11 protein-coding genes are annotated in these 14,607 nt (G+C 65.8%); 2 read left to right on the top strand and 9 right to left on the bottom strand.

The features are described 5' to 3' along the window. Positions 1 to 24 precede the first annotated feature (24 nt). A complete protein-coding gene (locus tag BAU07_RS00055) occupies positions 25 to 930 on the top strand; it encodes a LysR family transcriptional regulator (protein WP_066652416.1) in 906 nt (301 codons plus the stop codon). Here the strand turns inward: BAU07_RS00055 and BAU07_RS00050 are convergent. The 6 genes from BAU07_RS00050 to BAU07_RS00025 form a co-directional block, all read right to left on the bottom strand. Next, positions 905 to 1,825: a LysR family transcriptional regulator gene (locus BAU07_RS00050; protein WP_066652414.1), complete on the bottom strand. Its 921-nt coding sequence runs from the start codon at positions 1,823 to 1,825 to the stop codon at positions 905 to 907. The two genes, BAU07_RS00055 and BAU07_RS00050, sit on opposite strands and share 26 nt — an antisense overlap. Before the next feature lie 148 nt (positions 1,826 to 1,973). Continuing rightward, complete coding sequence (locus BAU07_RS00045) at positions 1,974 to 3,347, bottom strand: MmgE/PrpD family protein (protein ID WP_066652408.1); 1,374 nt, start codon at positions 3,345 to 3,347, stop codon at positions 1,974 to 1,976. A gap of 68 nt (positions 3,348 to 3,415) precedes the next feature. Then, entirely contained in the window at positions 3,416 to 4,594 is a 1,179-nt protein-coding gene (locus BAU07_RS00040) for a CaiB/BaiF CoA transferase family protein (protein ID WP_066652405.1), read from the bottom strand. Positions 4,595 to 4,603: 9 nt separating this feature from the next. Next, the gene (locus BAU07_RS00035; protein WP_066652402.1) at positions 4,604 to 5,761 is read right to left on the bottom strand and encodes an acyl-CoA dehydrogenase family protein; all 1,158 of its coding nucleotides are present in this window, start codon (positions 5,759 to 5,761) and stop codon (positions 4,604 to 4,606) included. 147 nt (positions 5,762 to 5,908) lie between these two features. After that, positions 5,909 to 6,748 (bottom strand): HTD2 family dehydratase, encoded by an 840-nt coding sequence (locus tag BAU07_RS00030; protein ID WP_066652396.1) that lies wholly within the window; start codon positions 6,746 to 6,748, stop codon positions 5,909 to 5,911. A gap of 92 nt (positions 6,749 to 6,840) precedes the next feature. Next, the gene (locus BAU07_RS00025) at positions 6,841 to 8,142 is read right to left on the bottom strand and encodes a glycosyltransferase (RefSeq protein WP_066652393.1); all 1,302 of its coding nucleotides are present in this window, start codon (positions 8,140 to 8,142) and stop codon (positions 6,841 to 6,843) included. A 185-nt stretch (positions 8,143 to 8,327) separates the two neighbouring features. On the opposite strand from BAU07_RS00025, the gene BAU07_RS00020 reads away from it, so the two are divergent. After that, positions 8,328 to 9,371: a methyltransferase gene (locus tag BAU07_RS00020; protein WP_066652390.1), complete on the top strand. Its 1,044-nt coding sequence runs from the start codon at positions 8,328 to 8,330 to the stop codon at positions 9,369 to 9,371. Positions 9,372 to 9,467: 96 nt separating this feature from the next. Here BAU07_RS00020 and gyrB read toward each other — a convergent pair whose 3' ends face one another. From gyrB to dnaA, 3 genes are all read right to left on the bottom strand, one after another. Then, the gene (gene gyrB / locus BAU07_RS00015; RefSeq protein WP_066652380.1) at positions 9,468 to 11,921 is read right to left on the bottom strand and encodes a DNA topoisomerase (ATP-hydrolyzing) subunit B; all 2,454 of its coding nucleotides are present in this window, start codon (positions 11,919 to 11,921) and stop codon (positions 9,468 to 9,470) included. A 98-nt stretch (positions 11,922 to 12,019) separates the two neighbouring features. After that, complete coding sequence (gene dnaN, locus BAU07_RS00010) at positions 12,020 to 13,129, bottom strand: DNA polymerase III subunit beta (protein ID WP_066665764.1); 1,110 nt, start codon at positions 13,127 to 13,129, stop codon at positions 12,020 to 12,022. Between the two features lie 2 nt (positions 13,130 to 13,131). After that, positions 13,132 to 14,607: a chromosomal replication initiator protein DnaA gene (gene dnaA / locus BAU07_RS00005; RefSeq protein ID WP_066652377.1), complete on the bottom strand. Its 1,476-nt coding sequence runs from the start codon at positions 14,605 to 14,607 to the stop codon at positions 13,132 to 13,134.

Below are 14,607 nucleotides of genomic sequence, written 5' to 3'. Positions count from 1 at the left end.
TTTTTCCATTTTGGAAACAGACGCATGGACCTGATCGACTGCATGGAGGTCTTCCAGGAGGTAGGCAAGAGCCTCAGCTTTTCGAAGGCTGCCGAGAGCCGGGCTTCGAGCCGATCCTCGGTGACCAAGAAGATCGCCTGGCTGGAAAGCTACTTCGGCGTGCAGCTCTTCAACCGCAACACCAAGCATGTCAGCCTGACCGAAAGCGGCAGGCTGCTGCTGGAAAACGCGGACACGCTGGCCCTGGCCACGCGCGGCCTGAAGGAGCTGGTGCAGGGCCCGGTGCGCACGCCGACCGGCCGCATCCGCATGGGTACGCCGCCGTCCTTCGGCGCCGTACACCTGGCCCCCGCGATCGAGGACTTCCTGAAACGCTATCCCGCCATCCGGGTGTCCCTGCTGCTGGACGACGGGCGCAGCGACCTGATCGCGGAAAATCTGGACCTCTCCGTGCGTATCGCGCCGCGCCTGAAGGACACCAACCAGATCGCCTACCGCATCACCGTCGTGCCCCAGGTAATTGTCGCGACCCGCGCCTATCTGAAGGCGCACGGCACGCCGCTGACGCCCAAGGATCTGGAGAACCACAATTGCCTGATCCACAGCCTGAAGGCGCCGACCGGCACCTGGACTTTCACGGACCGGCGCAACAACACTCATGTGGTGCACGTGGCCGGGTCATTCAGCTCCAACCTGGGGGAATCGATCCTGCACCTGGCCAAGCTGGGGCACGGGATTTCCATGCATCCGCGTTATATGGTGGAGAACGATCTGCGCGCCAAAGCCGTGGAAGTGCTGATGCCCGAGTACCGTCCCGAAGGCCTGGACATCTACGCCATCGTGCAGAGCAAGCGCCACCTGCCGTACAAGGTGAGGCTGTTTGTCGAGCACCTGCGAGCGTGGTTCAAGGATGCGGATTGGAAGCAGTAGCGGGACCATCCGCCTCGGCGGTCAGCCTTTCCGCCAGCACCCGCGCGAAGGACGGTAGCGCCGCGAGGCTGCGCACGCAGATCTTCAGCTTGCGCTCGGCCCATGCATCGTTCAGCCCGACGATGGCGATGGCAAGCGAGCGCGCGTGCCGCCGGGCCACGGATCGCGGCACCACGCCGATGCCGACGCCGGCTTCGATCATGCGGCATGCCGCCTCGAAATTGCCGACCTGGATGCGCAGCTTGATACGACTTCCAAGTGCCTGCGCGGCATGGTCGAGGAACAGATGGATGGCGCTGGAAGTCGGCAGGCTGACGTAGTTGTCGCCCAGCGTCTGAGCAAAGTCCACGGATCGCTCCCCCGCGAGCCGGTGCTGCATGGCCGTCACCAATACCAGGCGGTCGTCGCGATAGGGCAGCACCTCCAGCCGCCCGGGATGGACGTTGCCTGCAACGATCCCGATGTCCGTGGCACCGTCCCCCACCCCCTTGATGATGTCGCCACTCAGCACTTCGCGCAGATCGATATTGACGTCCGGGTAGTCCCTCAGGAATGTGCTGAGGGCCGCGGGCAGGAACTCCGTGATCGCCGTCGTGTTGGCCCAGATGCGTACATGGCCCTTGATCCCTTCGCCATACTCGTGCATGTCGCCGGCCAGGTGCTCGACGCGTTCGAGGACCAGCCTCGCGTGGTGCACGAACGCTTCGCCCGCCGGTGTTGGAGTCATGCCCTGCGCGCTGCGGTACAGCAGCGGGAATCCAAGGTCGCGTTCGAGGTTGCGGATGCGATTGCTCGCGGCGGGTGCCGACAGGTGCAGTCGCTCGGCGGCGCGAGCCAGATTCCTCGTATCCGCCAGATTGACGATAAGGCGCAAGTCCACGAAATCGAAATGCATGTCCGCACGGCCGGGCCAGATTGCAGGGTGGGGACATGGTACACCGGCACCCCGGCGCCCGGCGTCGGCGCCACAGGGGCCGGCGCCGTACTTCAAGCGCGGGCGCCCGCGCCGTTCAGGGTCACCGGGAAGGCGGCGGCGCCTCGGGTCACGCGGCGATCCGGGCGGCGAACACGCTGCCGACCACGGGCTGGTCTGGCAATTCCCAGGCGTGCGCCAGCATCGCGCGCGCCTCTTCCGGACCGGCGGCGCCGGAGAATGCTGCCAGGCGTAGGAACTTGGCGGATATCTCGTCACGCGACAGCGTGTTGCCGGGATCGCCCTTGGGTTCGTCCACGCGCCCGTGCAGCACGCGGCCGCCGGTGGTCGTTACGCTGACCTTGCCGATCCAGCGTGCCGGGTAGGCCGCGTCGATTTCCTCGTCCAGGACCATGCGCACCTTGTCGCGGAACGCGGCGATCTCCGGCCGGGAGTAGCCGTCCTCGAATTCGTTGACGCCGGCGTAGCCGCGCTGCGCGACGATACCCAGCACCGTGCCCATGTTGAACTTCGCCTGATGCACCGTCTGCGGCACCACCACATTGCCCAGCACGTCGATGGCGCCCTGGTGCACGTGCGCGACGACCTGCGCGATATCCGCCAGCTCCAGTCCATGCTCGCCGATCACCGCCAGCAGGGCGTCGGCGGCCGGATGCGTGTGCCGGCAGGCCGCGTGATACTTGAAGGACGTTTCCAGGGTAGCCCAGCGGGTCCCCAGGCGGTCCAGCAGGCGCGCCGGATCCGCATCGGTCGACATGCCGGCCGCCATGCCCTGCGGGCCTTCCAGGATATGCGTGGCGCCGCGGAAGCCGTCCGCCGCCAGCTGGGCAGCCATCAATCCGTTCGCGGCCGCCATCGCGGTGTGCAGTTGCTTCGAATCGGCCGCGTCGCGCAGGAATTCCCACAAGCCGCTGGCCTGCGTGCCGGCCGAACCGAAGGCATGGAGCATGCGCTCGGGATCCAGTCGCAACAAGCGGCCCGCCGCCGCGGCGGCCGCCAGCGTGCCAACCGTGCCGGTGGTGTGGAAGACCTTGTAGTGGCTGCGCCCCATGAACTCCCCGGCGCGGATGCCCACCTCATAGCCCGCAACGGCCGCCGTGATGACGTCTCGGCCCGATGCGCCATGCGCCTGGGCCAGCGCAAGCACCACGGGGAACACCACCGTGGCGGGATGCAGCACCGAGCCATTGTGTACATCGTCCTGCTCGACGAAATGCGAAGCGGCGGCGTTCACCATCGCGGCGAAGTAGGCCGACGCGCCGGCGCGGTCGATCAGGACTTCGGCGGCCCCGCCCACCCCGCCCGCCTGCCGGGCGAAGCGGGCGATGCTATCCACCGGCCGCGCGCCCTTGCCGGCCAGCCCGGAACCCAGCCAATCCACATACAGGTTGACGGTCCGCTCCACCACGGGAGCCGGTATCGCGTCGTATCGCAATTGCGCGGCGAACTGTGCGAGTTCGCGGCTGGCATGTGCAGTGCTCATGATGATGCTCCCTTGGTGGCGCGGCGCGAAGGCAGGCGGCGGGCCGCCGCCTGCCCGTCCGCTCCTGGTCAAACCGCGCCGGACGCGCGCAGCGCGGCGATTGCGCTGGCGTCGTAGCCCAGCTCGGCGAGTATCGCTTCGGTGTGCTGTCCCAGGGACGGCACGGCGTCCATCCGGACATCGGTGTCGTCCGTCGTTCCTGGTGGCAACAGGGCCGCGATGGGGCCGCCGGGCGCATCGACCTGGCGCCAGCGCTCGCGCGCGCGAAGCTGCGGATGCTCCCAGACTTCGTGCAGCGTGTTCATGCGGGCGTTGGCAATGCCCACGGCATCCAGGCGTTGGATGACCTGTTGCGCGGTCAGCCCGGCGAAACAGGCAACGATGACTTCACGCAAGGCGTCGCGCGCCCGTGACCGTGCCGAGTTGCTCGCGAAGCGCTCGTCGTACGCCAGCTGCGGCTGGCGCAATACGCCATCGCAAAACAGTTTCCACTCGCGTTCGTTCTGCAAGCCCAGCATGACAACCTTGCCATCGCCTGCGGGGAACGGCCCGTAGGGATAAATGGTCGCATGCGCGGCCCCGGCGCGCGGCGGCGCCGGCTGCCCGTCCATCGCGTAGTAAAGCGGATAGCCCATCCACTCGACCATGCTTTCCAGCATCGACACATCGATGCGGCAGCCGCGCCCGGTGCGCGCCCGCGTCAGCAGGGCGTTGAGTATGCTGGTATAGGCGTACATGCCCGCCGCGATATCGGCGATCGAGCAGCCGGCCTTGGCGGGTTCGTCCGGCGAGCCCGTCACCGACAGGAAACCGGATTCGCTTTGTATCAGCAGATCGTAGGCCTTCCGGTCCCGGTAAGGCCCGTCCGCGCCATAGCCGGAGATATCGCAAACGATCAGCCGCGGGTTCCGCGCCGTCAGGGCGGTGTAGCCCATGCCCAGCCGGTCGGCGGCGCCGGGTGCGAGATTCTGCACCAGCACATCGGCGTCGGCGACCAGGGTGTGCAGGATGCGCTGCGCCTGCGGCTGCTTCAGGTCCAGCGTCAGGCTTTCCTTGGAGCGATTGGTCCATACGAAGTGCGAGGCCAGGCCGTGCACGCGCTCGTCGTAGCGGCGGGCGAAGTCGCCCGTGCCGGGCCGTTCGATCTTGATGACGCGCGCGCCCTGGTCCGCCAGTTGGCGCGTGCAGAATGGTGCGGCGATGGCATGTTCCAGCGCGATGACCTTGATGCCTTCCAACGATCTCATGACTGTTCCTCAGAACGAGCGCGGCAGGCCCAGCACGTGCTCGGCGACATAGGCCAGGATCAGGTTGGTCGATATGGGCGCGACCTGGTACAACCGCGTCTCGCGGAACTTGCGTTCCACGTCGTACTCGCTGGCGAAGCCGAACCCGCCATGGAACTGCAGGCAGGCGTTGGCGGCCTCCCAGGACGCATCGGCCGCCAGCAGCTTGGCCATATTCGCCTGTGCCCCGCACGGCTCGTTCGCATCGAAACGCCGCGCCGCGTCGAACCGCATGAGGCTGGCGGCCTCCACATTGACATAGGCGCGTGCGATGGGGAACTGCACGCCCTGATTCTGCCCGATGGGCCGGCCGAACACCACGCGCTCCTTGGCATAGTCGCTGACCTTGTCGACGAACCAATGGCCGTCGCCGATGCACTCCGCGGCGATGAGCGTGCGTTCGGCGTTCAGGCCATCCAGGATGTACCTGAAGCCCTGTCCTTCCTCCCCGATGCGGTTCTCCACCGGGATCTCCAGGTTTTCGAAGAACAGTTCGTTGGTCTCGTGGTTGACCATATTGCGGATCGGGCGCACGGTCAGCCCCTTGCCGATGGCCTCGCGCAGATCCACCAGGAAGATGGACATGCCCTCGGACTTGCGCCTGACCTCGGGCAAGGGGGTGGTGCGCGCCAGCAGGATCATCAGGTCCGAATGCTGTATCCGGGAAATCCACACCTTCTGTCCGTTGACCACGTAGCGGTCGCCCCGCCGCTCCGCCGTGGTTTTGATGCGGGTTGTGTCGGTACCGGTAGTCGGTTCGGTGACGCCCATCGATTGCAGCCGCAGTTCGCCAGTGGCGATGCGCGGCAGGTAGGCGCGCTTCTGCTCCGCCGAGCCGTGACGCAGCAGCGTGCCCATGTTGTACATCTGGCCATGGCACACACCGGCATTGCCGCCGGCACGGTTGATTTCCTCCATGATGACCGATGCTTCGGTCAATCCCAGGCCCGATCCGCCGTACTCCTGCGGGATCAGCGCGGCCAGCCATCCCGCCTTGGTCAAGGCGTCGACGAAGGCTTCGGGGTAGCCGCGCGCCTCGTCGATCTGGCGGAAGTACTCGGGCGGAAATTGCCCGCATAGGTCACGTACCGCTTCGCGGATGTCCTGGAATGCGTCCTGCGCGTTCATGGCGTAAATACCTTTCGTATGGTCCTGCCGTGGCACCGTGGCTACGCGCGTGCGCGGCGTAGTCGGTGAGTCCTTCGTCGCCAAGCCTTGATTGTGAAGCCCCTGCGTGTCGACGCGTCGGCCGCCGCATCGCTGCCGGTCATGGGTTCACGCGAGCGTGGCGGTCGCCTGCATCGTCAGGAAACCCTCGTGGTCCTTGCCCCAGAGGGACACCTCGCCGCCATCGCCCGGCTTGCCGCACACCGTAAAGGACGAGCCCGCGAACGTGGGCCGTATGGCGCGAAACGCGAACGCGCGCAAACGCGCGTCGGGACGCTCGCGGTGCAGAAGGTCGACCAGCAGGGTGGCGATCAGCGGCCCATGCACCACCAGGCCGGGATAGCCTTCCTCCTGCGTCACATAGGGATGGTCGTAATGGATGCGGTGGCTGTTGAAGGTCAGGGCGGAATAGCGGAACAGCAGCACCGGGTCCGGCTCGACGACACGCGACCATGCTTCGTCCTGGGGCGCCGGCTGGGGGCGTGGCGGCGCCGCCTGCGGGCCGGGCGCCTCGCGGTAAACGATATCGTGCTCTTCCTCCACCCGCGTCTGCCCGTCCACCGCATAGCGGTGCTGCACCGTCACGAAGACCAGGCGCCCGCTGCGGCCGGTCTTGTCCTCGATATGCGTGATTGTCGACGTGCGAGTGGCCTGCTCTCCCGCCCGCAAGGGCGCGTGAAAAGTCAACCGGCCTCCCGCCCACATCCGGCGCGGCAGGGGCACCGGGGGCAGGAAACCGCCCCGCCGCGCATGGCCGTCCGGCCCGACTTCATCCATGGGGGTGATGGGCAGGAAGTACATCCAATGCCACAAGGGCGGGACGACCCCCGCCGGATCGGCACGCTGCAAGGTCGCCGCCAAGGCGGCCAGGGGGAAGGCGGTGATCTGATCCTCGACCGTCTCGGTCTTGTCCAGCCAGGCCTCGAGCGGGGTGGCGGCGTCCGGCATGAAGCGTCTCCCTATCGTTGGAATACCTCAACTATGCCCCGCCGGCGGCCTCTAGCGAAGTTTCCTTTCGTTAAGACGCCCTTACGCCGTGGTTAAGCAGCGTCCGGCGGCCGGCGAAGGACGGTTTCGCGTATCAACCGCAAGAGCGATAGCCGGGTATCGATGCGCGCGAACGCCATCGCCATTCCGCAGGCCGCTGCGCGGTACCTTTGCTCGTCCAGCACGGCGCGTATGGCGGCCCTGAGACCCACGGCCGAACGCCCGCCGGAACGCAGGTCGATCCCCGTGCCGCTCCACGCCACGCGGGCGGCCACATCCGACTCCCCTTCCGTCGATGGCGCCACGACCAATGGGACGCCATGCTTCAAGGCCAGGTTTACGGTTCCATAGCCCCCGTGGGTGACAACGACGTCCACCCGGGGCATCAACCAGCCGAACGGCACGAAAGGCGTGAGGCGCGCGTTGGGCGGAATCGCGCCCCGCATTGCCTGCACCGGCCGGTCCCCGGTGCAGGCAAGCACCAGCACATCCGCTTCGTTCGCCATCGCGTCCAGCGTCGGCGCGATCAACCGCCCCGGATCGCCGTTGCCCACCGTACCCTGGGTCACGAGCACCACATGGCGCGACCCGTCCAGCTCATAGGCCCAATCGGGCAAGGCTCCGCCCGATGCGGGATTCGGCGCGCCCAGGAAATGTACGGAGGGCGGCAGCGCGCGTCCGCAATTCTCGAACTCCGCAATGCTGGGCTGGGCATAGGCGTCCGGCAGCGCGATGGCGGCGGTCAGGGCATCCATGCGCAGCGGTCCGACGCCGGCCTCGGCCAGGCGCGCGTTCAGGTATTGCTGCATCGACGCCATCCCTGGCGTATCGCCATCAGCCTCGCATGCGTGCTGATGACGGCGGGCGTCCGGCATGGCGGGCGCGGCATCGCCAGCGTATACGGAGGCGCTGTCGGCAACCCGGTACTTCAGGCAGGAAACCCCGCAATGCATCACACGCGGACGCGCACGGCTGTGATCGAGCAGCAAGGGCAGGGTGCCGAAACAGTGGCTGTCGGCGATGACGATGTCCGCCTCGTAGCGCACCAGGGTCGCTCGCAGGGTCGCGTACTGGTCCGGTATCGCATCGAAAAGGACACGCTCGGGACAATCCCGCTGCATCGCCATTCCGACGGATCGGAGGCGCGAGCCGGATATCCCGTCGACGTCGGGCAGGTCCACATCGGCGCGACCCTGGAACGGCAGGAAGCGCGCACCGGTGGCTTCGACCCGCGCCTGGTACGCCGTTGCCGTCGCGAAGTGCACCTCATGCACCGACGATGCCAGCATGCGGGCCATCGCCAGCATGAGATCGACATGGCCGGGAATGGGTGTAGCCGCGAGCAGAATCTTCATGGTCGTCCGGTCCTGTGGGGTTGTACGGCGGCAAAGGAAAGTCGTTCAGCGCATAGAACGGGCGTTCCGGCGGCTTTATTCCGGACAGGACGGCTTGAATCGGCGGGAATAAAAGGCGGCGATACGTCGTTATGGAAAGGCGTGGCCAGCGACCGCGCGTTTCTGTAACCCAAGGAGCAGGCGCGATGGAAGAAAGCAAGGGCCGCGACGCGGCCACCACCATGATGGGCATGATTACCGCCTACTGGACGACCCAGGTCGTACGCGCGGCGGCCCTGTACTGCTTGCCCGAGCACCTGGGACAAGGCGCGATCAGTGCCGACGATTTCGCGCGCCGCGAGAAACTGGATCCCGGCGCCGCATTCCGGCTCCTGCGCGCCTGCGCCGCGCTGGGCCTGGCCACCTATTCGCCAGCATCGGGCTTCGCCGCGACGCCCCTGCTGAATATGCTGGCCAAGGACAATCCGGCCAGCATGCGCGGCCTGGCGCTAGCCTTGTCCGCGCCGGGGCACTGGGCACCGTGGGGACGTCTTCCCGAGGCCGTGCGCGCGGGCAAGCAGCAGACGGCCGCCACGCTGAACGACGACATCTGGGACTACTACCGCAAGGTTCCCGAGGAAGGCCAGTGGTTCGCCCAGGGCATGACCGGAATGACCGCGGCCGTGGCGCAAGGCACCGCGCGCGTCCTGGACACCGAGGGGGTGGGATGCGCGGCCGATATCGGTGGCGCAAACGGCGCCCTGATGCACGCGCTGCTCGCGGCGAATCCGGCCTTGCGCGGCATCGTGCTGGACCTGCCTCATGTCGTACCGGCCGCGGCCGCGCAGGCCCACGCCCTGGGGCTGGGCGACCGCTTGGGCGTGCTCGCCGGCGATTTCCTGGAATCGGTGCCGCCCGCGGACCTCTACCTGTTGAAGTACATCCTGCACGACTGGGGCGACGACGACTGCATCCGCATCCTGGAAAACTGCCGCCGCGCCGCTCGTCCTGGCGGCCGCGTGGCCGTGATCGAACTGGCATTGGGAGAACCGGGAGAGCCGGGCTTCGGCGCCATGATGGACATGAACATGATGGTCATGGTCGCCGGTGGGCGCGAACGGACCGTGAAGGAATACGAAGCCTTGCTCGGTGCGGCGGGCTGGCGGCTGCAATCGGTCAAGAGCACCGGCACGCCGATGATCGTCATCGAAGCGGTCAGTGTCGCGGCCGCCACGCCGGTAAGCCCATGAGGCGCCGGCATCGCCGCCGGCGCGCACGCGCTGGCGATGCCAAAACGCGAAGGCCCGGCGTATCGCTACCCCGGGCCGACCGGCCCGCGATAGGGATCAGATATCGATGTTGCTGGCCGACAGCGCGTGCGTTTCGATAAACGCGCGGCGTGGCTCGACCTCGTCACCCATCAGCGTGGTGAAGACCTCGTCGGCCGCGATCGCGTCCTCGATCTGCACGCGCAGCAGGCGACGCACCTTCGGGTCCATCGTGGTTTCCCACAACTGCTCCGGATTCATTTCGCCCAGGCCCTTGTAGCGCTGCTTGGAAACGCTGCGTTCCGCTTCGGCGCGCAGCCAGCGCATGGCTTCGCGGAAATCGCTCACCGGCACTTCCTTGCGCTTGTCGCCCTCGCCACGCGCGATGACGGCGCCCTTGCCGATCAGGCCCAGGAAGGTCTTGGCAGACGTCGACAGCACGCCATAGTCCGCGCCCGCCACGAAGGTGGAGTCGATCACGCTGACACGCACATTGCCGTGGCGGATCCGGTGCAGCAGCAGGCGCTGCTTTTCCGTCGTGGGGTCAACTTCGGCATAGACCTTGACCGCATGCGGCGACAGCGGATCGTACAGGGCCTGCTCAAGGCGCTGCGCGGTCTCCTGCGCGGCCTCGGGCGTATCGATCCTGATTTCCAGGCCTTCCGCCATCGCGGACAGGGCGGCCTCGTCGATCATGCGCGACGCACGCGCGATGACCGCGTCCGCCAGCGTGTACTGGCGCGCCAACTCGCTCAACGCGTCGCCGGAAATCGGCTCGGCGCCTTCGGCCGGGACCAGCACCGCATCCTTCAGGGCCACCTGCATCATGAAGATGGCTTCTTCCTGGTCGTCCTTCAGGTAGCGCTCGTCACGCCCGACCTTGACCTTGTACAGCGGCGGTTGCGCGATGTAGACATACCCGCGCGCCACCAGTTCGGGCATCTGCCGATACAGCAGCGTCAGCAGCAGCGTGCGGATGTGCGCGCCGTCCACGTCGGCGTCGGTCATGATGATCAGGCGGTGATAGCGCAGCTTGTCGGCGTTGAAATCCGGTCCGATGCTGGTTCCCAGCGCGGTGATCAGGGTGGCGATCTGCTCGCTGGCGATAAGGCGGTCGAAACGCGCCTTCTCCACGTTCAGTACCTTGCCCCGCAGGGGCAGCACCGCCTGGAACTTGCGGTCGCGACCCTGCTTGGCCGAGCCGCCCGCGGAGTCGCCCTCGACGATGTAAAGCTCGCACAGCGCCGGGTCTTTCTCCTGGCAATCCGCCAGCTTGCCGGGCAGGCCGGCGCCTTCCAGCACGCTCTTGCGGCGCGTCATCTCGCGCGCCTTGCGCGCGGCCTCGCGGGCCCGCGCCGCCTCGACGATCTTGGCGCACAATGCCTTGGCGTCGATGGGATGCTCCAGCAGCCAGGTTTCCAGCGTGCGTGCGACGGCGTCCTCGACGGCCGGCCGCACCTCGCTGGATACCAGCTTGTCCTTGGTCTGGCTGCTGAACTTCGGTTCCGGCACCTTGACCGACAGCACGCAGTTCAGGCCTTCGCGCATGTCATCGCCCGAGGTTTCGACCTTGGCCTTCTTGGCCAGTTCGTTGTCGGCGATGTATTTGTTCAGCACCCTCGTCATGGCGGCGCGCAGGCCGGTCAGGTGGGTACCGCCATCGCGCTGCGGGATGTTGTTGGTGAAGCACAGCACGTTCTCGGAATAGCTGTCGTTCCACTGCATGGCGACGTCGACCGTCACCGGTACGCCGCCCGCGCTGGATTCGGTGCTGACCGAAAACACATTGGGATGCAGCACGGTCTTGCTGCGGTTCATGTACTCGACGAAGCCCTTGACCCCGCCGGAGAACGCGAAGTTCTCTTCCTTGCCCTGGCGCTGGTCGACCAGGCGGATCTTCACGCCATTGTTCAGGAACGACAACTCGCGCAGCCGCTTGGACAGGATGTCGTAGTGGTACTCGATGTGGTTGAAGATCTGCGGATCGGCCAGGAAGCGCACTTCGGTGCCGCGCTTTTCGGTCTTGCCCGTCACGGTCAACGGATTCACGCGCTGGCCCTGGCGAAACTCCATTTCATGGACTTCGCCGTTGCGCCGGATCGTCAGGCGCAGCCATTCGGACAGCGCGTTCACGCACGACACGCCCACGCCGTGCAGGCCGCCCGACACCTTGTACGAGTTCTGGTCGAACTTGCCGCCTGCGTGCAGTTCGGTCATGACGATCTCGGCCGCGCTGCGCCCGAACTCGTCTTCCTTATGGATATCCGTCGGAATGCCGCGGCCGTTGTCCGTCACCGAGATCGAGTTGTCGGTGTGTATCGTCACGACGATATCGTCGCAATACCCCGCCAGCGCCTCATCGATGGCGTTGTCGACCACCTCAAAGACCATGTGGTGCAAGCCGGTGCCATCGGAGGTATCGCCGATATACATGCCGGGGCGCTTGCGCACGGCCTCCAGCCCCTTGAGCATCTTGATCGAATCGGCACCGTAGCCGGCGTTCTCGGGAGTGGTGTTCGGAGTGTCGGACATAAATCTCTTTGATTGCACGAATAAGGCGGCCGGAATACGGCCGGACCGCGGCGCTGGCGTACAGCGATGCCGCGGTGAGGGACGACCAGCGCAGGGCGTCAGATGCGCATCGGCATCACGACGTACTTGAACTGCTCGTCATCAGGCAGGGTAATGAGGGCTGAAGCATTCTGGTCCGGCATTACCGACCATTTCACTTCTTCCGTCTTGACGTTGCCCAGCACGTCCAGCAGATAGCTGACGTTGAAGCCCACGTCCAGGGGCTCGTGCCCGTAGTCGATATCCAGTTCTTCCTGCGCTTCTTCCTGCTCGGCGTTGGAAGAGGAGATCTTCATGAGGTTCTGCGCGAGCTGCAGGCGCACGCCCTTGAACTTGTCCGTGGTAAGGATGGCGGCACGCTGCAGGCTGCCTTGCAAGGCGTCGCGGCTGACCAGGAAATGCCGCGTATAGGACGTCGGAATCACGCGCGTGAAGTCGGGGAACTTGCCTTCGACCAGCTTGGAGACGAGTTCCACGTCACCGAAGCGGAAGCGGATCTGGCCCGGCGCCACGTCCACAGACACCGGTGCGTCGCTGTCGTCCAGCAGGCGCTGCATTTCCAGTACGGTCTTGCGCGGCACGATCACTTCGTGGCGCTCGGTAATGCCTTCCACGTCGGTGGAACAATGGGCCAGGCGGTGGCCGTCCGTCGCCACCGCACGCAGGCGTCCCGGCTCGAACACCATCAGCATGCCGTTCAGGTAATAGCGGATGTCCTGCTGGGCCATCGCGAAATAGACCATATTGAACAGGTGGCGCAGGCTCTTCTGCGTCAGCGTCAGGGATACATCCCACTGCTCGGGCTGCGCCACGGTCGGAAACTCGCTGGCGGCCAGCGTCTGCAGGGCAAAGCGGCTCTTGCCGGTCTGCACCGAGAGCTTGTTGCTGGCCAGCGCCAGCTTGACGTCCCCCGTATCGGGGAGGGCGCGCAGGATATCGAGCAGCTTGCGCGCCGCCACCGTGATGGACTCGTTTTCGGCTCCGACACCGAACTCGGCTTGCGTCGTGATCTGCACTTCCAGGTCCGTCGCAATGAACGAAACCTTGTTGGCCTCTTTGCGCATAAGGATGTTCGCCAGAATGGGCAAGGTATGGCGTCTTTCGACGATGCCCGCCACAGTCGACAGCGGTTTCAGCAATGCATCGCGTGTGGTTTGTACGAGTTGCATGTTCATCCTTTTAGAGTTTGTTCCAACACGTGCAGGGTATGGTTGAGCTCGGCAAGCTTGCCGCGGGCGTCGGAGATCTTGCGCACGGCGTGCAGGACGGTGGTGTGGTCGCGGCCACCGAACAGGTCTCCGATTTCCGGCAGGCTTTTCTGGGTCAGCTCCTTGGCCAGGTACATGGCCACTTGGCGGGGCAGCGCAATATTCGCGGGACGCCGTTTCGAATACATGTCGGCGACCTTGATCTTGTAGAAGTCGGCGACCGTCTTCTGGATGTTCTCGACCGTGATCTGCCCGTTCGAGACGGACAGCAGGTCCTTCAGCGCGTCCTTGCACACGTCCACCGTGACCACGTCACGGCCATGGAAGCGGGCATAGGCCAGCACCTTGCGCAGCGCGCCTTCCAGTTCCCGCACATTGCTGCGCAGGTGCTTGGCGATGAAGAAGGCCACTTCCTCCGGCATGGGCACGCCTTCGGATTCAGCCTTGCGCAGCAGGATGGCCACGCGCATTTCGAGCTCGGGCGGCTCGATCGCCACCGTCAATCCCGAGTCGAAGCGCGAGATCAGCCGGCTGTCGATACCAGCCAATTCCTTGGGATAGGTATCGCTGGTGATGATGATCTGCTTGCGCTGGGCCACCATGGCCTCGAACGCGTAGAAGAATTCTTCCTGCGTGCGGTTCTTGCCCGAAAAGAACTGGATATCGTCGATCAGCAGCAGGTCGAGCGAATGGTAATAGCGTTTGAAGTCATCGAACGCCTTGCGCTGATAGGCCTTCACGACGTCGGACACATACTGGTCGGCATGCACATAGCGCACACGCACCCCCGTACCGGCCGCAACCATGGCGTTGCCGATGGCGTGTATCAGGTGCGTCTTGCCCAGCCCGACCCCGCCATACAGGAACAGCGGGTTGTACGAAGTGCCCGGGTTCTCCGCGACCTGCAAAGCCGCCGCGCGCGCCAGCTGGTTGGCCTTGCCGGTGACGAAATTTTCGAAGGTCAGGTCCGTGTTCAGCCGCGAACGCTCGTAGACCAGGTTGGCCGCATCGGCGTTGACGGCGGCGGCCACCGTGGCGGCGGGTACCGGGTGCGCTGCCGCGGCCGGTACCGGCGCGGTTGCCGCCGGCCCGGCGCCGTTGGGGGCCGGAGCAGCCTCCGGCATGGTCCCGCCCGGCGCGGTGGAACCGTTCACCTGCGCGGGGCGTGCCACCGGCATGCGGGGCGTGGCGGTCCCGGCGGGAAGCTCGAACTGCACCTGTACCGGGCGTTGATACCACTCCGCCGCCAGCGTTTCGATTTGGTGGGCAAAGTTCTTGCGCACCCAGTCGAGCTTGAACCGATTGGGCGCGGAAATGCGCAGGACCGCCTGCGCCTCATCGAACGCAAGGGGTACGAGCGGACGGATCCACGCGCTGATTTGTTGGGGGGGGAGTTCCTGCTCAAGACGACTGACGCAGGTCTGCCAGAATTCTTTCAT

It is taken from the genome of Bordetella flabilis (assembly GCF_001676725.1).
GTDB lineage: Bacteria > Pseudomonadota > Gammaproteobacteria > Burkholderiales > Burkholderiaceae_B > Bordetella_C > Bordetella_C flabilis.
This window is presented reverse-complemented; position numbering and strand designations above follow the sequence as displayed.

What these genes read in the sequence shown, in the direction of transcription:
- BAU07_RS00035 (WP_066652402.1), bottom strand. Translation starts at nt 5,761, where the DNA reads ATGAACGCGCAGGACGCATTCCAGGACATCCGCGAAGCGGTACGTGAC.
- BAU07_RS00040 (WP_066652405.1), bottom strand. Translation starts at nt 4,594, where the DNA reads ATGAGATCGTTGGAAGGCATCAAGGTCATCGCGCTGGAACATGCCATC.
- BAU07_RS00055 (WP_066652416.1), top strand. Translation starts at nt 25, where the DNA reads ATGGACCTGATCGACTGCATGGAGGTCTTCCAGGAGGTAGGCAAGAGC.
- BAU07_RS00025 (WP_066652393.1), bottom strand. Translation starts at nt 8,142, where the DNA reads ATGAAGATTCTGCTCGCGGCTACACCCATTCCCGGCCATGTCGATCTC.
- BAU07_RS00050 (WP_066652414.1), bottom strand. Translation starts at nt 1,825, where the DNA reads ATGCATTTCGATTTCGTGGACTTGCGCCTTATCGTCAATCTGGCGGAT.
- BAU07_RS00030 (WP_066652396.1), bottom strand. Translation starts at nt 6,748, where the DNA reads ATGCCGGACGCCGCCACCCCGCTCGAGGCCTGGCTGGACAAGACCGAG.
- BAU07_RS00020 (WP_066652390.1), top strand. Translation starts at nt 8,328, where the DNA reads ATGGAAGAAAGCAAGGGCCGCGACGCGGCCACCACCATGATGGGCATG.
- gyrB (WP_066652380.1), bottom strand. Translation starts at nt 11,921, where the DNA reads ATGTCCGACACTCCGAACACCACTCCCGAGAACGCCGGCTACGGTGCC.
- dnaA (WP_066652377.1), bottom strand. Translation starts at nt 14,607, where the DNA reads ATGAAAGAATTCTGGCAGACCTGCGTCAGTCGTCTTGAGCAGGAACTC.
- dnaN (WP_066665764.1), bottom strand. Translation starts at nt 13,129, where the DNA reads ATGCAACTCGTACAAACCACACGCGATGCATTGCTGAAACCGCTGTCG.
- BAU07_RS00045 (WP_066652408.1), bottom strand. Translation starts at nt 3,347, where the DNA reads ATGAGCACTGCACATGCCAGCCGCGAACTCGCACAGTTCGCCGCGCAA.